Genomic DNA, 20,566 nt, shown 5'->3' on the forward strand with positions numbered 1-20,566 from the left:
CTCTTTTCATACAGATTGTAAACCTTCACACTAATGTGAAGGTCAACTCTGTTTTTTTGCAAATGATTGAACATGGTCTAAGAAGACTTGAATCGCTTTAGAGGGGATAAAGTATTTGCCACGCACGATAGAGAAAGGGCGGATGAGTTTTTTATTTGGAACTTCGATTGGACAAAGTTCTCCTGCTTGTAATTCTTTTCTCACAGTCCAGTCGGAAAGAATTGCGATGCCAAGCCCCGCGGCAACGGCTTCTTTTACACTTTGAATGCTGCTGAATGTAAAGAAGCGTTTCATTTTTAAATGGTGCTGATGGATAAAGCGATCGCTATAGGCGCGTGTTCCAGATCCACTTTCTCTAAGTACCCATACTTGGTCTTGTAAGGAATCTTCATTTATTATTCTGGTATTTAGAAGAGAATGATTAGGCGGAACAACAAGTTTCATTTCATCTTCCATAAAGGTCTCTACATTGATATCGGTGTATATGACTTGTCCCTCTACTAAGCCTATATCAATTTGATTGGAACGAATACTTTGGAGAACTTCTTCTGTATTGGAGATGAATGTATGTACTTCCACGCGTGGATTTTCATTGGCGTAACGCGCCAATATTTTTGGAAGTAAGTATTCACCGATTGTAAAACTTGCACCGATGCGCAGCGTTCCTGTGACAACGTTATGTAGTTCGTTAATTTCTTGTTTTGCCTCTTCATAAAGAGATAACATTTGCTTTGCGTGAATGTATAAAATGTTACCAGCTTCTGTCACTTGGACATGTTTTGGGGAACGCTGAATAAGCGTCGTACCAAATTCGTTTTCTAAATTACGAATATGCATGCTGACGCCAGGTTGTGAAAGGTTAAGTAGTTCTGCGGCACGAGAGAAATGCTTTTGTTCTACAACAGTCACAAATATTTTTAAAATATCAACATTCATTGTGTTTACTCCTTTACTTTGAATTCGACTGTACTGTGTATGTTGGTTATGTCTAGCTATAGCGGCAAGAATGGTCGGTGGCTTCGCATCTTCCTGCGAGTCAAAAAGCGCCTCTCTGTCAGAAGCTCCATCCCCCTCACATTCTGAGCGAGCCGCTTCCGCATTTTTAGTTTATCATAAGTTTTCTTAATGATTGAGATTGGATATTGGTATTAAACTTATCATTGAAAATCTTCTATAATGTAAATATAACGAACATGCATGTTTCAATACGATTATTGGAGTGGTACAAAGTGGAACAAACACTGGTTATGCAAAAAAAGAAGCGTCTCGGTTTTTCACAAGGGATTGGGATTACGCTGTTAATTGCGATTGCTGCGAAATTTTTAGCAGAGCTTCCATTTTTAAATATTATGGGCCAATTGGTTATTGCTATTCTGCTCGGTATGATTTGGAGAGCAACTATTAGCATACCCTATGAAGCGGTAGCAGGAACGAATTTTGCTAGTAAGAAGTTACTTCGGTTCGGGATCATTTTACTAGGGATGCGTTTGAATTTAGTTGATATTGCAAAGGCGGGGCCAAAAGTGCTAGTTATTGCGGGGATTGTCATTGCCTTTACAATTGTTGTTGTATATACGCTAACACGTGTTTTTAAAGTCGATAAGAAACTTGGGATTTTAACAGCGTGCGGGACAGCGATTTGCGGCGCGGCTGCAGTCGTGGCAATTGCACCGCAAGTGAAAGCAAAGGATGATGAAACAGCAGTCGGTGCGGCTATTATTGCTATTTTAGGTACGATTTTCACACTCATTTATACTATATTGTATCCGGTTCTGGGCTTATCTCCTTATGGCTATGGTGTATTCTCTGGGGCGACGTTGCATGAAATTGCGCATGTCATCGCCGCGGCTGCGCCAGGCGGAAGTACGTCTGTTGATATTGCGGTAATTGTGAAGTTAACACGTGTTGCTATGCTGGTACCAGTGGCCATCTTAATTGGCTTATGGTTTAATCGCAGCGAAGGAAAAGGACAAAAGAGTTCATTGCGTGACCTCCCAATCCCGTGGTTTATTTTTGGTTTTTTAGCAATGAGCGCGGTTCATTCGTTAGGAATTATACCGGAGTTTGTTGCAGGTTATATTGTTGTCCTCGCGTACATGCTTATTGCGATGGCAATGGCGGGGCTTGGTTTAAATGTAGAATTTACGACGTTCCGTAAATTAGGAAGTAAAGCATTTGTAGCTGGGTTGATAGGATCTGTTTGCCTATCGATTCTTGGTTATATTCTTGTATATGCGTTAGGGTTTATGTAATGTAACAGAAGGAGATATAGTTCATATGTTTCCTTTTTATAAAATATTATTTCTGTAAAAGCTGTGTACATGAAGAATGTACACAGCTTTTTTGAATTTTTTTACAAAAACACTTGAAAGTTACGTTACGTCATCTTTTACAATGAAAGAGGAAAGGGTGATGGAAATGATTTCGATTCAAGAGCTTACAAAGGAAACGGGAGTTACAGTAAGAACGCTTCGTTATTATGATCAAATTGATTTGCTAAGGCCGAGCGGAAAAACGGAAGGGGGACACCGTTTATATAGTGAAACGGACGTTATTCGCTTACAGCAAATTTTATTTCTAAAAGAAATAGGTTTCTCATTGAAAGAGATTACGAATATGTTAGTGACAGGTGGATTCAGCTTAAAAGAATCATTAGAAAAGCAGCTTAAGTTTGTGCAGGAAGAGAAGAAAAAATTCACTCGGATGGAACGGATTTTACAGGCGGTTGTGTATTCAGCGGAACTTGAAGGAGAATTAAACTGGAAAATTATGTTTGAACTTATTCAACTTTCACAGCAGTCTCCTCGTATACGCGAAATGTTTCAAAAACAAATATTTTCAGATGAGGAGCAAAAACTTCTTCGTAATTTGCCAAATATGAGCGAGGAAGATGAGAATGTTCGAGAATGGGTGGATATATTGAAGCAGTTACGTAGCTTTATGACAGAAGGTAAAGATACATCTCATGATGAAGTACAAGAGGCTACAAAAAGGTTAATGGGGAAATGTATAGAGATGGCAAACGGTGATGAGGCATTTCTAGATAAATTGTGGGAAGTAAGAAAATCAAAAGAAGATTCACAAAAGATGAATATGTATCCAATTGAAGAGGAGCTTCTAGCGTATATGGATGAGGCTTTTCGTATATATGATGAGAGGGAGCGTAGGAAATGAGTATACTTACAGAATATCGTTGGTATTTCTTAATCGGTGCAGAAATTGTATTTTGGGTATCAGCTATTGGATTTTTTTTACTACGTTACGGATTGCGATTCAAGAAAGCCAGTTTCATTGTCGGGATTGTATTGTTGCTTAATGAAGTATTTATTTTAGCTCTAGGTGCCATTGATTATTATCAAACAGGTAAGTTTTCTAACTTTCAAATCATTACGGTAGTGATACTACTATATGCACTCTTTTATGGAAAAAAAGATTTAAAGAAACTAGATATACGTATGCAGAAACTTGTTGCGAAATGGCGGAATGAACCACTTTCGCATATAGAAGAACCGTTAGAGCTAACAGGCTGGGCTTATACAAAGCGGGAGATTGGACAATGGAGTTTACATCTTCTTTTATTTATCGCTATTCACATTGTATTTTTCTTTATGTATGGGTTCGTGCCGATTGAACAGTGGGGAGATTGGCTTGAAAAAGGCATTGTGTTAAATGAGGCGGCAAGTCGGGTGAGTCAAGTATGGAGCGTTGTATTTTTAGCGGATACGATCATTACATTTTCATATGTTATCTTTCCGAAAGAAGAAAAGAAGCTGTCATCCTAATTAGGACAACAGCTTCTTTTTTAAGCAACATCTTCTTTTTGTTCATTTCGAAGAGTGCTATTTTTATAACCGTAACTGAAATAGACAACAAGCCCGATTACAAGCCAGATAACAAAGCCGATCCATGTTGTTATTGGGAGTTGCAATGCTAAATATCCACAGAATAAAACGGCTAAAGCAGGGATCCATGGTACGAATGGCACTTTAAAAGCGCGAGGTAGATCTGGTTGTTTTTTGCGTAAGATGATTACTCCAATCGATACAACGATGAATGCGAATAGTGTACCGATATTCGTTAATTCTGCTAGTTTATTTAAAGGAACGAAACCAGCGAAGAAAGCAACCATAGTTGCAGTGATCCAACTATTGATAACGGGTGTTTTTGTTTTTTTGTTCACGCGAGAAAGTGCTTTTGGTAGTAAGCCATCGCGACTAATTGCGTAAAATAAACGTGTTTGTCCATATAACATAACGAGTAATACAGTTGTAATGCCAGTAATGGCTCCTAAAGAAATGAAACCAGCAACCCAATCTTGTTGAATGTATTGTAGTGCAAATGCAACAGGGTTTTTCACACCTAACTGATCGTAAGGCACAATTCCAGTTAGAATTAATGAAACAACGATATATAAAATTGTACAGATTGTTAAAGAAGCAATAATACCGATTGGCATGTTACGCTGTGGATTTTTGACTTCTTCAGCAGCTGTTGATACAGCGTCAAATCCGATGTAAGCAAAGAATACAGTTGCAGCTCCAGTTGTTACGCCAGAGAAGCCGAACGGCATAAATGGCGTCCAGTTTTCAGGTTTTACATAGAAGGCGCCAACACCGATAAAGAGTAAAACAACAAAGAGTTTGATAGCTACCATGATAGCATTAAAACGAGCTGATTTTTTGGCTCCTCTTGTTAATAACAATGTCATAAGAAAGATGATACAGATTGCAGGTAAATCTACATATGTTCCCGCTTCAGGATTATATGCGCTTGTTAAAGCGGTAGGTAATGTAATCCCGAATCCGCTCAATAGCCCTTGGAAATAACCCGACCAGCCTGATGCAACAGCTGACGAAGCCAATCCGTATTCTAAAATTAAATCCCATCCTAAAATCCAAGCGATTAACTCTCCAAATGTCGCATAGCTATAAGTGTATGCACTACCAGATACCGGTACAGTTGATGCAAATTCAGAATAACATAATGCTGCAAATACACAGGCTAAACCGGAAAAAATAAACGATAAAATAAGTGCTGGTCCCGCATGTTCTGCTGCGGCAACGCCGGTAAGAACAAAAATCCCAGTTCCGATAATAGCGCCGACCCCAAGCATAGTAAGGTCAAATGCGCCGAGCTCCTTCTTTAACGATGCTCCTTTTTGTTCTGACTGCGCTAATAATGCTGAAATGGATTTTTTTCGAAATAGATTCATATAGTTTCCTCATCTCCTTTTGTTTAAAAATTCAGAAAAATAAATTCGTTTTGTCGCATAATGTCGAATCCTTGTAGTTCGTATTCTAATGTGAAAAAATTACTTTGTAAACATATATTTTTTAGAAAATTCTACCTTTTCTGTATTCTGGTTGTTTTTTCTCGCTAATTTCGTGTTGAACGAGTGTATAAAGCCAAAATGAGCGGAGTGACCAACTTAGATAAGTTTGAAAAAAGGTGAGTTCTGTATCAACAGAAGTCATCTTCTTTATATTCAATTGATATCGATAATGATTGTAGTATGTCATATATCTCTTAATTTCATTTTTTAGCTGAGTAAAAGATTCGCAAGGCTTTGTTTGTGGATGTGTGAATGAGCACTGTTCAAATTCCGTCGTTTTTGATTCTAGTTTAATCTTTCAAAAATTGTATTGAAAATTTGAGGTTTTAGGAGTACCATATTACATATTCAAATATTTGAAGATGTAATATGGTACTTTTTCAAATTAAGGGTAAGTAATGGAGGTATTTGAATGGGAAACGAAATGCAACAATTTAAAGCGGACTTCTTTAAAGCCTTAGCACATCCTTTGCGAATAGGTATTTTAGAATTATTGTCAGAGGGTGAAAAAAGTGTAAATGAAATTCAAGCTATTCTTAATAAGGAGGGTTCAGCTGTTTCTCAACAATTAAGCGTACTACGTTCAAAGAATATTGTTGTTGGTACCAAAGATGGGAAACGAGTTTTATATTCTTTACGAGATCCTATGATTGTGGATTTACTGGTAGTTGCAAAGCGGATTTTTAACAACCATTTAATCGATACAATTTCAATGTTAGAGGAACTAGATGTAACAGAGCGTGAATCGATCGGTAAGGAGGGCTAGGTTGAGCATTGAAGTTAAGAAAGAAGATATCATTCAACATGGAATGGAGATATTTCGCTCAATAGGAGCTTATCACGTTTGTAGCATTTGTATTAAAAGTGGAAACTCTTGTTGTTTTTCATGTCAACATTTACAAGATGGAGTTGGATGTCAAAAAAGAAATACAGCTTGTACAGCCTGGTTATGCGGAATTCAGTGCTTTTTGTTTGACCAAATAGGATTACTAGATGAATGGAATCGTTTTTGGAGTGAAATTCCAGGACAAATGTTTCGTAGGGATATTACACCAGATACAGTAAGAATTACATCGTTTATAGATATGAAAAAGCTAGAGAGTCGAAATGGATTACTTTTAGCAGAAAGATTAGAATCCTACGTACAAGAAGGCGGAGATATAGGCAAATTAGAACGGCATTTAAGCAAAACGTATAACCAATATTAGGATGATACTCTTTTGTAACGGGGTAGAGAGCTTTTAAATGTATTTGTAATACAAATTTATCACAAGAAAATATTCTTTCAGGAGAAAAGAAGTAAGATTTATTAAAAATAGAAAAGAAGGTTTTGTAATGAAAGGGTTATTTACAGGAAGGTTTGAAGGATATTCATTAGGACATTTTCAAAAAGATCTTCTTTCTGGAATGATTGTCGGAGTCGTCGCGATTCCACTTGCTATGTCTTTTGCTATAGCTTCTGGTGTTAAGCCGGAGTATGGAATCTATACAACATGTATTGCCGGGATACTCATTTCGTTATTTGGTGGTTCAAAGTATCAAATTGGAGGGCCTACAGGTGCTTTTGTTCCAATTCTTTTAGGGATTGTAATTACCTATGGGTATGAAAATTTACTACTGGCCGGTTTATTAGCCGGAATTATCTTATGCCTTATGGGAATTTTTAAACTAGGATCTTTAATTAAATTTATCCCGCGCCCTGTAACAATTGGTTTTACATCAGGTATTGCTGTTAGTATCTTTACGGGACAAATTGCTAGTTTTTTAGGTTTAACAGGTATAAAAAAGCATGAGGCATTTATAGCAAACCTAAATGAAATCTTTATCCATATTGATACCATTAATTTTTATAGTATTATAACTGCTCTGATTTGCCTTTTGGTTATATTGATAACACCAAAGATTTTGCCCAAAGTACCTGGTTCATTAGTAGGTGTTGCTATTTCAACTATAATTGCTGCTGTATTTTTTTCAGGTCATGTACCTACCATTGGTACAGCGTATGGTACGATTCCGAACACACTTCCTCAGTTTGATATACCAGAAATCACGTTAGAGCGCATAAAACAGTTAATTGGCCCTGCATTTGTTATCGCCATGTTGGGTGGTATTGAATCCCTTTTATCTGCTGTCGTGGCAGATGGTATGACAAATAGTAAACACAACAGTAACAAAGAACTTATTGGTCAAGGAGTTGCCAATGTTGTTACATCATTATTTGGAGGGATTCCAGCAACAGGGGCGATTGCCCGCACGGCAACTAATATTAAAAGTGGGGCTGTATCTCCAATGTCAGGTGTTATTCATGGGATATTTGTGTTATCCACACTTCTACTGTTAGCGCCATATGCCTCACATATTCCACTTGCTAGTATGGCTCCTATTTTAATGGTAGTAGCTTGGAATATGAGTGAACAAAAACATTTTGTTCACATACTTAAGATGAAGACAGGGGATTCTCTTGTATTGCTCGTAACATTCTTGCTTACTGTATTTACTAGCTTGACAACAGCTGTGGAAGTCGGCCTTATTTTAGCTGTTATTTTGTTTACAAAACGTATGAGTAATATGCTTGTCATATCTAAAGTGCTTCCTGATCATACAAAAAAGAATGAAAAATTATTACCACATGTGGTAAATAAGGCACATGATTGTCCACAAATTAGTATTTACACAATAGAGGGCCCACTGTTTTTTGGTGCTGCTCAAACATTTGAACAAAACATTTTAGGGACTATTCATTATAAGCCAAAAGTTTTAATTTTACGTATGGGAAAAGTTCCTTTTATCGATACAACAGGAGAAGCATACTTTAGAAATATTATTCAGCATTTTAAAAAACAAGGTGGCGTACTTCTCATCTCAGGAATTCAATCCGAGTTAAAAGCAACTCTAGATAAGAATGGATTGTACAACGAAATCGGGGAAGAACACTTTTTTGATCACACAGGAGAAGCGATTAACCGCGCTCTAGAACATTTGAATACGAAAAAATGTACAGGATGTAAGCATTTTGCTTTTCATGAATGTGCCCAACTTTCTCAGCAAGCTAATGTAATAAATAATAAAACCAATGCATTGGATTTTTAAATGTATTCTATAAAAAGTTTAGTTGATCTACGTTTTTAATGATTTTATAAAAGCTTAAAATGGAGGAAATAAAAATATGTCTAATTTACCAAATTGCCCAAAATGTAATTCAGAATACACTTATGAAGATAGAAATCTTTTTGTTTGTCCAGAGTGTGCCCATGAATGGGATTTAGAGTCAGGGGCGGAAAATAATGAGGATACAAAAGTTGTTAAAGATGCCAATGGAAACGTGTTAAACGATGGTGATTCTGTCACAGTTATTAAAGATCTGAAAGTAAAAGGAACTTCATCAGTTGTGAAAATCGGTACAAAAGTGAAGAATATCCGTCTAGTTGATGGAGATCATGATATTGATTGTAAAATTGATGGTTTTGGTGCCATGAAATTAAAATCAGAATTTGTTAAAAAAGTATAAATGATTTTTCATACAATAAAATTTTGACCACTGCAAACAAATTAATAGCAAAAAGCCGATTTATCCCTTAGCGCACAGTACACAGGAAATCGGCTTTTTTTTGTGGAATTTTGCTTAGCATACAAAATTCGCGGTTTGTTGGTGCTGCTCAATATTGATTGTCGAAAACTTTACCGAATATCTGTTCGTTTTCTTGGTTTTTTTATGGGCATTCGTGGTAAAATGGGAATACAGATTTTTTACGAGGAGGTCGGTTTTGTTTGGAACATCAATTTGAGATTGTCTCAGAATATTCCCCGCAAGGTGATCAGCCGAGGGCGATAAAGCAGCTGGTAGCAGGGATTAATAATGGTAAGAAACATCAAGTGTTGCTTGGAGCGACAGGAACGGGAAAAACATTTACGATTTCGAATGTTATTAAAGAAGTGAAAAAGCCAACACTTGTAATGGCTCATAATAAAACGCTAGCAGGACAGTTGTACAGTGAACTGAAAGATTTCTTTCCAAACAATGCTGTTGAGTATTTTGTGAGTTATTACGATTATTATCAACCGGAAGCGTATGTACCACAAACCGATACGTTTATTGAGAAAGATGCACAAATTAATGATGAGATTGATAAATTGCGTCACTCAGCAACATCAGCTTTATTTGAACGAGATGATGTCATCATTGTAGCGAGTGTTTCTTGTATTTACGGCTTAGGTTCTCCGGAAGAATATCGTGAGCTTGTTGTTTCTCTGCGCGTTGGTATGGAGAAGGAACGCAATCAATTACTTCGTGAACTTGTTGATGTGCAGTACGGCCGCAATGATATTGATTTCCAGCGTGGAACATTTCGTGTGCGAGGGGATGTAGTCGAGATTTTCCCTGCATCGCTTGATGAACATTGTATCCGTATTGAGTTTTTTGGTGATGAGATTGATCGTATCCGTGAAGTGAATGCTTTAACAGGTGAAGTATTAGCAGAACGTGAACATGTGGCAATCTTCCCGGCGTCTCACTTCGTTACACGTGAAGAAAAAATGAAGATTGCTATTGAAAATATTGAAAAAGAATTAGAAGAACGTTTAAAAGAATTAAATGATAACGGTAAGTTGTTAGAAGCACAGCGGATTGAGCAGCGAACACGTTATGATTTAGAGATGATGCGCGAAATGGGATTTTGTTCGGGGATTGAGAACTACTCCCGTCATTTGACGCTCCGTCCAGCGGGTTCAACGCCATATACATTAATAGATTATTTCCCTAAAGATTTCCTAATTGTGATGGATGAGTCACACGTAACAGTCCCGCAAGTAAGAGCGATGTATAACGGAGACCAAGCGCGTAAGCAAGTACTTGTTGATCATGGATTCCGTTTGCCGTCAGCAATGGATAATAGACCGCTTATGTTTGAAGAGTTTGAAGAGAAAACGAATCAAGTTGTGTACGTATCAGCAACACCGGGTCCATATGAACTAGAACATGCACCGGAAGTTGTGGAGCAAATTATTCGTCCAACTGGGCTCTTAGATCCGCAAATTGATGTAAGGCCAATTGAAGGGCAAATTGATGATTTACTAGGAGAAATACAAGACCGGATTGCGAAAAATGAGCGCGTATTAATTACGACATTAACAAAGAAAATGTCAGAGGATTTAACAGATTACTTAAAAGATGTTGGGATTAAAGTAAACTATCTTCATTCTGAAATTAAGACGCTGGAGCGAATTGAGATTATTCGTGACCTTCGCCTTGGTAAATTCGATGTGCTTGTCGGTATTAACTTATTACGAGAAGGACTTGATCTTCCGGAAGTATCGCTTGTAGCTATTTTAGATGCGGATAAAGAAGGTTTCTTACGTTCAGAACGATCATTAATTCAAACAATTGGTCGTGCAGCACGTAATGAAAATGGCCATGTAATTATGTATGCAGATCGCATAACGAAATCAATGGGAATTGCGATTGAAGAGACGAAACGTCGTCGTCAAAAGCAAGAAGCTTACAATGAAGAGCATGGTATTACACCGAAAACGATTCAAAAAGAAGTGCGCGACGTGATTCGTGCAACAACAGCCGCAGAAGAAACTGAAGTGTATGAAGCGGAGCCAGCTAAGAAAATGACGAAGAAAGAACGGGAAAAAACAATTGCGAAGATGGAAGCAGAAATGAAGGAAGCCGCAAAAGCACTAGACTTCGAGCGTGCAGCTGAGCTGAGAGATTTACTGCTAGAATTAAAAGCGGAAGGGTGAAAATAGTGAGCAAAGATTTTATCGTTGTAAAAGGTGCGAGGGCGCATAACTTAAAAAATATTGATGTAACCATTCCGAGAAATCAGCTCGTTGTTGTGACAGGTTTGTCTGGTTCAGGGAAATCATCGTTAGCATTTGATACGATTTACGCCGAAGGGCAGCGCAGGTACGTGGAGTCTTTATCCGCGTATGCGCGCCAGTTTTTAGGACAAATGGATAAACCGGATGTGGATACAATTGAAGGTCTATCTCCAGCGATTTCAATTGATCAAAAAACGACGAGCCGTAACCCGCGCTCAACAGTTGGAACAGTAACGGAGATTTATGATTATTTACGTCTATTATTTGCGCGTATTGGGACGCCAATTTGCCCGAACCACGGGATTGAAATTACATCTCAAACGGTAGAACAAATGGTAGATCGTGTACTTGAATATTCAGAACGTACGAAATTACAGGTGTTAGCACCGATTGTATCAGGCCGTAAAGGTGCGCATGTGAAAGTGTTAGAAGATATAAAGAAACAAGGTTATGTACGCGTTCGTGTTGATGGAGAAATGCTTGATGTGTCTGAAGAAATTACGTTAGATAAAAACAAGAAGCATTCCATTGAAGTCGTAATTGACCGTATCGTTGTGAAAGAAGGGGTTGCAAGCCGCCTTGCAGATTCTCTTGAAAGCGCATTGAAACTAGGCGGAGGTCGTGTATTAATCGATGTGATTGGAGAAGAGGAACTTTTATTTAGTGAGCATCATGCTTGCCCGCATTGTGGTTTTTCAATCGGTGAATTAGAGCCGCGTATGTTCTCTTTCAATAGCCCGTTTGGAGCTTGTCCGACTTGTGATGGACTTGGTTCGAAACTGGAAGTAGATTTAGAACTTGTGATTCCAAACTGGGATTTATCGTTAAATGGGCATGCGATTGCTCCTTGGGAACCGACAAGCTCGCAGTATTATCCACAATTGCTACAATCTGTGTGCAATCATTACGGAATTGATATGGATATGCCTGTTAAAGATATTCCGAAAGATTTGTTTGATAAAGTACTATACGGAAGCGGCGAAGAAAAGGTATATTTCCGCTATGTGAATGACTTTGGACAAGTGAAAGAAAGTGAGATTTTATTTGAAGGCGTTATTCCAAATATCGAACGTCGTTATCGTGAAACGAGTTCTGATTACATTCGCGAACAAATGGAGAAGTACATGGCGGAGCAGACGTGTCCGAAATGTAAGGGGGGCCGTTTGAAGCCAGAAAGCTTAGCTGTTTTTGTTGGCGAGAAAACAATTGCGGATGTAACGAAGTACTCTGTTCAGGAAGTGTATGATTTCTTTTCCAACATTGAATTGACTGAGAAGCAAGAACAAATTGCTCGTTTAATTTTACGTGAAATTAAAGAGCGAGTAGGTTTCTTAGTTAATGTTGGACTTGATTATTTAACTTTAAGCCGTGCAGCAGGAACGTTATCAGGTGGTGAAGCACAGCGTATTCGCTTAGCGACACAAATCGGTTCAAGTCTTACTGGCGTACTATATATTTTAGATGAACCTTCCATTGGTTTGCATCAGCGTGATAATGATCGTCTGATTCGTACATTACAGGAAATGCGCGACTTAGGAAATACGCTAATCGTTGTTGAACATGATGAAGATACAATGATGGCAGCAGATTACTTGATTGATATCGGCCCTGGTGCAGGAATTCATGGTGGGCAAGTTGTGTCAGCCGGATCACCAGATGAAGTGATGAATGATGAAAATTCATTAACTGGTCAATATTTAAGCGGGAAGAAGTTTATTCCGGTTCCACTTGAAAGACGTAAAGGGGACGGACGTAAAGTTGAGATTATTGGTGCAAAAGAAAATAACTTAAAAAATGCGAAGATGTCATTCCCACTTGGGACATTTGTTGCAGTAACTGGTGTATCTGGTTCTGGAAAAAGTACGATGGTCAATGAAGTTTTATATAAATCCTTAGCGCAGAAGTTATATAAGGCGAAGAGTAAGCCAGGAGCACATAAGGATATTAAAGGTCTTGAGCATTTAGATAAGGTTATTGATATTGATCAATCACCAATTGGGCGTACACCACGTTCAAACCCAGCAACATATACAGGTGTGTTCGATGATATTCGTGATGTGTTTGCACAAACGAATGAAGCAAAAGTACGTGGATATCAAAAGGGACGCTTTAGTTTTAACGTAAAAGGTGGTCGCTGTGAAGCTTGCCGCGGTGATGGAATTATAAAAATTGAAATGCACTTCTTGCCGGATGTATATGTTCCGTGTGAAGTATGTCACGGTAAACGTTATAACCGCGAAACGTTAGAAGTAAAATATAAAGATAAGAACATTTCTGAAGTATTAGGAATGACAATTGAAGATGGGGTAGAGTTCTTTGCGAATATCCCGAAAATTAAAAGGAAATTACAGACGCTTGTAGATGTAGGACTAGGATATATGAAATTAGGACAGCCGGCTACTACGCTATCAGGCGGTGAGGCGCAGCGTGTGAAATTAGCATCTGAATTACATCGCCGTTCTACAGGTCGTACGTTATATATTTTAGATGAGCCAACGACTGGTTTACATGCACATGATATTGCACGCCTTCTAGAAGTATTACAGCGACTTGTTGAAAGTGGTGAGACAGTGCTTGTAATTGAGCATAATTTAGATGTAATTAAGACAGCTGATTACATTGTTGACCTTGGTCCAGAAGGTGGAGACAAAGGTGGTCAAATCGTTGCATCGGGTACACCGGAACAAGTGGTTAAAGAAGAGCGTTCCTATACAGGAAAGTATTTAAAAGAAATTCTACAGCGTGATACAGCTCGTATGAAAGAGAAAATGAAAGAGGTTGAAGTAGGGAGCTAAGCCGATTGGCTGGCTCCTTGCTTTGGTTTGGGAGAGGATTTAGCGCAATAGGTATACAAGTATAAGGGCTGGAATAAGTTGTTATATAAACTCATTTCGATTTTTATCATACAAATCATGGTTCCGAGGTCCAAAGGTGGCCTCTATTCAGTTTCCCCTTCTGTCTTCGCATGTCATGGGTCCTGCTTCTATGCATGGGCGGACGCTCTCTCTCACTAAAAAGGAAAGGTTTTGTATCGTTTTTTAAATGGTCACTTGGCGTTTACAATCCATTAGCGTATGATTAAGTATATATGTCAAAAGGATGTGTAAGAAAATGAGATGGATTCTATCACTTCTTGTAAATAGCGTTGTGTTAATTGTAGTATCAGGTCTTCTGAAGGGAATTGCACCAGACGCATTTTACATAGAAAACATACAAACCGCGATTATCGCGAGCATTATTTTATCGATTTTAAATGTGTTTGTAAAACCGTTATTAATTTTAATTACGTTACCGATTACTGTTTTAACATTTGGCTTCTTCCTAATTGTAATTAATGCAATTACGTTAGAGATGACAGATTCTTTATTAGGTGACGCTTTTAACATATCAGGATTTGGTGTAGCAATTCTGGCGGCAATTTGTATTTCGATTTTAAATATGCTAATTGATAAAGTAATTGTCGAGCCATTAGCTGAAAAGAAGTAGAAAAATGACAAAAAGAAAAACATTTCATGACGCTCATGAAATGTTTTTTTCTATTTACTAGAAACCATATTTCTTGTTTTCAGAAAAAAATGGTACAATATCGGTTAGAATGGAATTTTACATCAAATGAGACTGAACCCGCAGCGGAGTGGAGGTTTACATATGCCAAAAGTAAGGACAAAAGATTTAATTGAACAATTTCAATTGGAATTAGTAAGTGGTGAAGAAGGGATTCATCGTCCAATTGATACAAGTGATTTATCGCGACCTGGAATTGAAATGGCAGGATTCTTTACATATTATCCAGCAGATCGTGTGCAGCTTCTTGGAAAAACAGAGCTTACGTTTTTTGATACATTAACAAGCGAACAGAAGCAAGAAAGAATGACAGCTCTTTGTACAGAAGAGACGCCTTGTATTATCGTAACTCGTAGTCAAGATGTACCTGAGGAATTATTGCAAGCGTCACGTGAATCTGGTGTACCTCTTTTGCGTTCTGCACAAACGACAACAAGATTATCAAGTCGCTTAACGAACTATTTAGAAGGTAAGTTAGCGCCAACAACTGCCGTTCACGGTGTATTAGTAGATATTTACGGAGTTGGTGTTTTAATTACAGGTCAAAGTGGTGTCGGGAAAAGTGAAACAGCACTTGAGCTTGTAAAGCGTGGTCATCGCTTAGTGGCGGACGATAGCGTAGAAATTCGTCAAGAAGATGAAGATACGCTAGTAGGAAGTTCTCCAGATTTAATTGAGCATTTATTAGAAATTCGTGGTCTAGGTATTATTAACGTCATGACGCTATTTGGTGCAGGTGCGGTGCGAAACTATAAGCGTATTACACTTGTAATTAATCTTGAGATTTGGGATCAAAAGAAAAATTATGATCGCCTCGGTCTTGATGAAGAGAAAATGAAAATTATAGATACAGAACTTACGAAGATTACACTACCAGTTCGTCCTGGTCGAAACTTGGCTGTTATTATTGAAGTAGCAGCGATGAACTTCAGATTAAAACGAATGGGAGTCAATGCAGCTCAGCAATTTTCAGAGCGTCTAATGAGTGCGATTGAGCTAGGAAATCAAGAGTAATTTGGAAGAGGGAGGTCATACATATGCTGTTAGGTTCTGTACCACAGCTAGATCGTGTAGCGATTCAACTTGGACCATTCCCAGTCTATTGGTATGGGATTATTATTGGGACAGGTGTTTTGCTTGGACTTTGGTTAGCTACACGCGAGGGTGAACGATTAGGTATTCCAAAAGATACTTTTATTGATCTTGTTTTAATTGCAGTACCAATTGCAATTATTTGCGCACGTGCATACTATGTTATTTTTGAGTGGGAATATTATATGCAAGACCCACGCCAAATTATTAATATTCGTCAAGGTGGCTTGGCGATTCATGGTGGCTTAATTGGAGCGGTTATTACAGGAATTATTTTTGCGAGAAAGCGTGGTCTTTCATTCTGGAAGCTAGCTGATATTGCAGCACCAAGTATTCTTCTTGGGCAAGCAATTGGACGCTGGGGGAACTTTATGAACCAAGAGGCTCACGGCGGTGAAGTAACAAGACAGTTTTTAGAGAGCTTACATTTACCAGAGTTTATAGTGAATCAAATGTATATTGATGGAGTATATTATCATCCAACGTTCTTATATGAATCATTATGGAATTTTGCAGGGGTAATTGTATTATTGTTATTACGCAAAGCGAATTTACGTCGTGGTGAATTATTCTTTACGTACTTAATTTGGTATTCGGTAGGACGCTTCTTTGTGGAAGGCTTACGTACGGATAGCTTAATGTTAGGGCCGCTTCGCATTGCGCAAGTGGTGTCCATCGGGCTTGTTGTGATTTCAATCATTTTCATTATTGTGAGACGTAAAATGGGGCAAGCTAATAAAAGATATTCAGAAAACTAGAGAAAAGTAGCATCTTATATGAGATGCTGCTTCTTTCATATTCAGCCAGTGAAAGGACTTTAACATATGAAAATAAATACAGTGTTATTTGATTTAGATGGAACATTAATAAATACAAATGAACTTATTATTTCTTCTTTTTTACACACGTTACATAAGTACTATCCAGATCAGTATAAGCGTGAGGATGTATTGCCATTTATCGGTCCATCTTTGCATGAGACGTTTAGTTCAATGGATGAGGATAAAGTGGATGAGATGATTCAGTGCTATCGTCAGTATAATCATGACCATCATGACGAATTAGTGGAAGAATATGAAACTGTCTATGAAACAGTTCGGGAATTAAAGAAACAAGATTATAAAATTGGAATTGTAACAACGAAGGCAAGACAAACAGTAGAAATGGGTTTAAAGCTTTCGAAGTTAAATGAGTTCTTTGATGTTGTTGTGACAATTGATGATGTACAGCATGTGAAACCACATCCAGAACCTATTCAAAAAGCATTAAAACTATTGGATGCGAAACCAGAAGAAACTTTAATGGTTGGAGATAACCATCATGATATAGTAGGCGGACAAAATGCAGGCACGAAAACAGCAGCGGTTGCATGGACGATTAAAGGTAGAGAATACTTAGAATCGTATAAGCCGGATTATGTATTAGATAAAATGAGTGATTTATTATCTATTTTGTCTGAGTAAGTGGATAAGGGGAGAGAGCAAAGTGCGACGTATAACGCGCTACCCTGTTTCAGGAGCAAATTCATTATGGAATGTATATAAAACAGTGTCTTTTTTTAAGGTAATGAAAAATTTTATTGTTATTCAAATTGCACGATATACACCATTTTTATCTATGAAAAATTGGTTGTATCGCACATTTTTACGAATGAAAGTCGGAGAGCAAACATCATTTGCACTTATGGTAATGCCAGATATTATGTTTCCGGAGAAGATTACAGTTGGAACGAATTCAGTAATTGGCTACAACACAACGATTTTAGCTCATGAATATTTAATTACGGAATATCGTCTTGGAGAAGTAATCATAGGGAATGAAGTGATGATTGGAGCGAATTCAACTGTATTGCCAGGTGTGAAGATTGGTGACGGTGCTATTGTTTCAGCAGGTACGCTCGTTCATCGTGATGTACCAAGTGGAGCTTTTGTAGGTGGAAATCCAATGCGTATCATTTATACGAAGGAAGAAATGGCAGCTAGAGAAGAAGGTCAATGTTAAAAATGTAACATTTTCCTTCTCTTTTTATGAATAAAAAGGAAATAATTGATTATAATATACTGTTTTGTTTTTTACGGAATCGTTTATACTTATAAATAGAAAAGTGTATGAGCGAAGAAAACAAAAAACTGGAGGATATATGGGGAAAAATCAAAGAATATTTAAGGAGAACGGACAAGTTATCTCATTTAATCAATTAGCTGATTTCTTTTATAAAAAAGGGATGAGGTCTTATCAAGGTCATAAATTACAAGATGCGATTAAATATTTTCGTAGAGCGGCACAAAGTGAGAAAGAGCCGTTTATTTTATGTCAATTAGCAACTGTATTATCTGAGGTGGGAGAGTATCAAGAATCGAATCAAATTTTCTTGAAACTTATCCGTTCACAAGCTGATATTGAACAGTGTTATTATTTTGTAGCAAATAATTACGCATATCTTGGTCTGTTTCAGCAAGCAAAGAAGTATGCGGAGCAATATTTAGAGATAGCTACAGAGAAAGAATTTGTGGAAGAGACGTTAGAGTTACTTGAGATTATGGAAGAAGAATCAATGGATGCGGAAGAGCTTGAAGATGAAGATGAACTAATTGTTATGCAGGAAGAGGCGAATCGTTACATTCGTAACGGACAATTAGAAGAAGCGATTGCTACACTTGAAATTGTTACGAAAGATTATCCAGAATTTTGGTCGGGTTATAATAATTTAGCAATTGCTCATTTTCAGTTAGGAAATGTAGATAAAGCATTAAAGTTAACAGAAATGATTTTAGAGAAAAATCCTGGTAATATGCATGCGTTATGTAATACGCTTATTTTTCTATATTCAATTGGAGAGCACAAGCAAGCAGAATCGTTAGCAAATCAACTAGAATCAGTATATCCGATATCATTTGAGCATCGATTAAAGCTAGGAACAACATTTGCAACAATTGGTCACTTTGAATCGGCATATAAATGGTTAAGGTTATTAAAGCGCCAAGGCTATGAAGGAGATGTCAGCTTTTACTATTGGTTCGCATACTCTGCTTATATGATAAAAGATCAACAGACAGCGGAAAAGATGTGGCAATCTGTTGTAGAATTACATCCTGATAAAAAAGGGAAAGAGCCGTGGAATGCTTTAAATCTAGCTGATGAGGGACAGAATGTTTTATTTGAAGAGCTACGGAAATCTTTCCAGCAAAGTGAAACGTTGGAAGAACAAATGTTAGCACTATATTTAATGAATGAATTAACAACACCTGAGAAAATTGGTTTTTTCTTTGATGTGATGCAGGCGAAAAATCGTGTGCCGATTGTTTCGCAATTGGCAAAATACTTCTTCTTGATGAATAGCCATAAGAGTATTCCGAGCGAGTTACAACCGTTTGAACAATGTATTCGGGTTGCGGATGCTTTATATAATTATACAAATAAAGAAGATGAATTAATTGAAGAATGCTTGCATTTTTGGTTTTGTACGTTTATACGTTTATATACATCTGGAACGGTCTTTACGAATGTGTTTGGTTGGTCTGCCGCAATCGAATATATTGTGCGCGGTCAGCAGAAAAATAAAATGACACAGGCCGAACTTGGAAATATATATAATGTATCTGTGGCAACTGTGAGAAAATATGTGCAGGTAGTCAAGCGTACTCATGCATAGGCAAATCATTGGGAAAAAACAGATGCTAACAGTATAATGAGGGTAAATCACGGTAGGAATGAATAGGAGTGAATAGTGTGTCAGAAGAAAAAATTTATGATGTCATTATTATTGGTGCTGGACCAGCTGGGATGACAGCTGCAGTGTATACATCTCGTGCGAATTTAAGCACGCTTATGCTTGAACGTGGTATTCCAGGCGGACAAATGGCAAATACAGAAGATGTAGAAAACTATCCAGGTTATGAATCTATTTTAGGACCTGATTTATCAAATAAAATGTTTGAGCATGCAAAGAAATTTGGTGCTGAATATGCATATGGTGATGTGAAAGAAATCATTGATGGTAAAGAATATAAAACAGTTGTAGCTGGTAAAAAAGAATATAAAACACGCGCTATTATCGTTGCGAGTGGTGCCGAGTATAAAAAAATAGGTGTACCAGGTGAAAAAGAACTTGGCGGCCGCGGTGTATCATACTGTGCAGTATGTGACGGCGCGTTCTTTAAAGGGAAAGAGCTTGTTGTTGTTGGTGGAGGAGACTCTGCTGTTGAGGAAGGTGTGTATTTAACACGCTTCGCATCAAAAGTAACAATCGTTCACCGCCGTGACGCTCTTCGTGCACAGAAAATCCTGCAAGACCGTGCTTTCCAAAATGAGAAAGTGGACTTCATTTGGAATCATACTGTAAAAGAAATCAATGAAGAGAAGGGTAAAGTAGGTAGTGTAACACTTGTAGATGTGAACACTGGTGAAGAGCAAGAGTTTAAAACAGACGGTGCTTTCATTTATATCGGCATGTTACCACTATCAAAACCATTTACTGAGCTTGGCATTACAAATGAAAATGGTTATATTGAAACAAATGAACGTATGGAGACGAAAGTTCCTGGTATTTTTGCAGCTGGTGATGTTCGCGAAAAGATGCTTCGTCAAATTGTAACAGCAACTGGCGATGGTAGTATCGCGGCGCAAAGTGCACAGCACTACGTAGAAGAGCTGCTAGAGGAATTAAAAACTGTAACAGAATAATAAGGGTAAGAGTCTTTTTGAGAAGCAAGCTATCTTCATAGAAGGTAGCTTGCTTTATTTTTCGTTTGA

18 protein-coding genes and 1 pseudogene are annotated in these 20,566 nt (G+C 37.7%); 16 read left to right on the forward strand and 3 right to left on the reverse strand.

All coding sequences use genetic code 11. From position 1 onward, the window contains the following. Positions 1–42: 42 nt before the first annotated feature. Positions 43–936, reverse strand: coding sequence for a LysR family transcriptional regulator (locus tag M014_RS0124560; RefSeq protein ID WP_026594054.1), 894 nt, complete (start codon positions 934–936; stop codon positions 43–45). A 293-nt stretch (positions 937–1,229) separates the two neighbouring features. On the opposite strand from M014_RS0124560, the gene M014_RS0124565 reads away from it, so the two are divergent. The 3 genes from M014_RS0124565 to M014_RS0124575 all read left to right on the forward strand — a co-directional run bounded on the left by M014_RS0124565 (position 1,230) and on the right by M014_RS0124575 (position 3,782). Beyond that, the gene (locus M014_RS0124565) at positions 1,230–2,252 is read left to right on the forward strand and encodes a YeiH family protein (protein ID WP_026594055.1); all 1,023 of its coding nucleotides are present in this window, start codon (positions 1,230–1,232) and stop codon (positions 2,250–2,252) included. A gap of 160 nt (positions 2,253–2,412) precedes the next feature. Continuing rightward, complete coding sequence (locus M014_RS0124570; RefSeq protein WP_035415739.1) at positions 2,413–3,174, forward strand: MerR family transcriptional regulator; 762 nt, start codon at positions 2,413–2,415, stop codon at positions 3,172–3,174. Further along, positions 3,171–3,782: a hypothetical protein gene (locus M014_RS0124575; RefSeq protein WP_026594057.1), complete on the forward strand. Its 612-nt coding sequence runs from the start codon at positions 3,171–3,173 to the stop codon at positions 3,780–3,782. Before M014_RS0124570 ends, M014_RS0124575 begins: the two co-directional genes overlap by 4 nt. A 20-nt stretch (positions 3,783–3,802) precedes the next feature. Here M014_RS0124575 and M014_RS0124580 read toward each other — a convergent pair whose 3' ends face one another. Further along, positions 3,803–5,212: an amino acid permease gene (locus M014_RS0124580; RefSeq protein ID WP_026594058.1), complete on the reverse strand. Its 1,410-nt coding sequence runs from the start codon at positions 5,210–5,212 to the stop codon at positions 3,803–3,805. Positions 5,213–5,376: 164 nt separating this feature from the next. After that, positions 5,377–5,567, reverse strand: a pseudogene (locus tag M014_RS30710) (IS3 family transposase); the annotation flags it as partial. Positions 5,568–5,744: 177 nt separating this feature from the next. Here M014_RS30710 and M014_RS0124585 point away from each other — a divergent pair. The 13 genes from M014_RS0124585 to trxB all read left to right on the forward strand — a co-directional run bounded on the left by M014_RS0124585 (position 5,745) and on the right by trxB (position 20,497). Next, positions 5,745–6,098: an ArsR/SmtB family transcription factor gene (locus M014_RS0124585; RefSeq protein ID WP_026594059.1), complete on the forward strand. Its 354-nt coding sequence runs from the start codon at positions 5,745–5,747 to the stop codon at positions 6,096–6,098. Position 6,099: 1 nt separating this feature from the next. Then, positions 6,100–6,540: a hypothetical protein gene (locus tag M014_RS0124590; protein ID WP_026594060.1), complete on the forward strand. Its 441-nt coding sequence runs from the start codon at positions 6,100–6,102 to the stop codon at positions 6,538–6,540. A 127-nt stretch (positions 6,541–6,667) separates the two neighbouring features. Further along, complete coding sequence (locus M014_RS0124595; protein WP_026594061.1) at positions 6,668–8,422, forward strand: SulP family inorganic anion transporter; 1,755 nt, start codon at positions 6,668–6,670, stop codon at positions 8,420–8,422. A 76-nt stretch (positions 8,423–8,498) separates the two neighbouring features. Further along, on the forward strand, positions 8,499–8,840 hold the full coding sequence (locus M014_RS0124600; protein WP_026594062.1) for a zinc ribbon domain-containing protein YjdM: 342 nt from the start codon (positions 8,499–8,501) through the stop codon (positions 8,838–8,840). Positions 8,841–9,100: 260 nt separating this feature from the next. Beyond that, entirely contained in the window at positions 9,101–11,077 is a 1,977-nt protein-coding gene (uvrB, locus tag M014_RS0124605; RefSeq protein ID WP_026594063.1) for an excinuclease ABC subunit B, read from the forward strand. 5 nt (positions 11,078–11,082) lie between these two features. Then, positions 11,083–13,953, forward strand: coding sequence for an excinuclease ABC subunit UvrA (uvrA, locus tag M014_RS0124610; protein WP_026594064.1), 2,871 nt, complete (start codon positions 11,083–11,085; stop codon positions 13,951–13,953). A 316-nt stretch (positions 13,954–14,269) separates the two neighbouring features. Then, positions 14,270–14,644, forward strand: coding sequence for a phage holin family protein (locus M014_RS0124615; protein ID WP_026594065.1), 375 nt, complete (start codon positions 14,270–14,272; stop codon positions 14,642–14,644). 162 nt (positions 14,645–14,806) lie between these two features. After that, positions 14,807–15,736 carry an HPr(Ser) kinase/phosphatase gene (gene hprK / locus M014_RS0124620; protein WP_035415741.1) on the forward strand — a complete coding sequence of 310 codons (930 nt, stop codon included), beginning with the start codon at positions 14,807–14,809 and terminating at the stop codon, positions 15,734–15,736. A 23-nt stretch (positions 15,737–15,759) separates the two neighbouring features. Then, positions 15,760–16,572 (forward strand): prolipoprotein diacylglyceryl transferase, encoded by an 813-nt coding sequence (gene lgt / locus M014_RS0124625; protein ID WP_026594067.1) that lies wholly within the window; start codon positions 15,760–15,762, stop codon positions 16,570–16,572. 66 nt (positions 16,573–16,638) lie between these two features. Then, positions 16,639–17,277, forward strand: a complete 639-nt coding sequence (gene ppaX / locus M014_RS0124630; protein ID WP_026594068.1) for a pyrophosphatase PpaX — start codon at positions 16,639–16,641, stop codon at positions 17,275–17,277. 22 nt (positions 17,278–17,299) lie between these two features. Next, complete coding sequence (locus M014_RS0124635; RefSeq protein WP_026594069.1) at positions 17,300–17,815, forward strand: acyltransferase; 516 nt, start codon at positions 17,300–17,302, stop codon at positions 17,813–17,815. Between the two features lie 139 nt (positions 17,816–17,954). Continuing rightward, a complete protein-coding gene (locus M014_RS0124640; protein WP_026594070.1) occupies positions 17,955–19,466 on the forward strand; it encodes a tetratricopeptide repeat protein in 1,512 nt (503 codons plus the stop codon). A gap of 77 nt (positions 19,467–19,543) precedes the next feature. Beyond that, positions 19,544–20,497 (forward strand): thioredoxin-disulfide reductase, encoded by a 954-nt coding sequence (gene trxB / locus M014_RS0124645; RefSeq protein WP_026594071.1) that lies wholly within the window; start codon positions 19,544–19,546, stop codon positions 20,495–20,497. Positions 20,498–20,566 lie beyond the last annotated feature (69 nt).

Source organism: Bacillus sp. UNC437CL72CviS29 (genome assembly GCF_000482345.1).
In the GTDB taxonomy this organism is placed as follows: Bacteria; Bacillota; Bacilli; order Bacillales; family Bacillaceae_G; genus Bacillus_A; species Bacillus_A arachidis.

Excerpts from the sequence above, each read along its gene's own strand:
- M014_RS0124560 (WP_026594054.1), bottom strand. The coding sequence starts at position 936 with ATGAATGTTGATATTTTAAAAATATTTGTGACTGTTGTAGAACAAAAG.
- M014_RS0124570 (WP_035415739.1), top strand. The coding sequence starts at position 2,413 with ATGGAAATGATTTCGATTCAAGAGCTTACAAAGGAAACGGGAGTTACA.
- M014_RS0124575 (WP_026594057.1), top strand. The coding sequence starts at position 3,171 with ATGAGTATACTTACAGAATATCGTTGGTATTTCTTAATCGGTGCAGAA.
- M014_RS0124580 (WP_026594058.1), bottom strand. The coding sequence starts at position 5,212 with ATGAATCTATTTCGAAAAAAATCCATTTCAGCATTATTAGCGCAGTCA.
- M014_RS0124585 (WP_026594059.1), top strand. The coding sequence starts at position 5,745 with ATGGGAAACGAAATGCAACAATTTAAAGCGGACTTCTTTAAAGCCTTA.
- M014_RS0124595 (WP_026594061.1), top strand. The coding sequence starts at position 6,668 with ATGAAAGGGTTATTTACAGGAAGGTTTGAAGGATATTCATTAGGACAT.
- M014_RS0124600 (WP_026594062.1), top strand. The coding sequence starts at position 8,499 with ATGTCTAATTTACCAAATTGCCCAAAATGTAATTCAGAATACACTTAT.
- M014_RS0124615 (WP_026594065.1), top strand. The coding sequence starts at position 14,270 with ATGAGATGGATTCTATCACTTCTTGTAAATAGCGTTGTGTTAATTGTA.
- hprK (WP_035415741.1), top strand. The coding sequence starts at position 14,807 with ATGCCAAAAGTAAGGACAAAAGATTTAATTGAACAATTTCAATTGGAA.
- lgt (WP_026594067.1), top strand. The coding sequence starts at position 15,760 with ATGCTGTTAGGTTCTGTACCACAGCTAGATCGTGTAGCGATTCAACTT.
- ppaX (WP_026594068.1), top strand. The coding sequence starts at position 16,639 with ATGAAAATAAATACAGTGTTATTTGATTTAGATGGAACATTAATAAAT.
- M014_RS0124640 (WP_026594070.1), top strand. The coding sequence starts at position 17,955 with ATGGGGAAAAATCAAAGAATATTTAAGGAGAACGGACAAGTTATCTCA.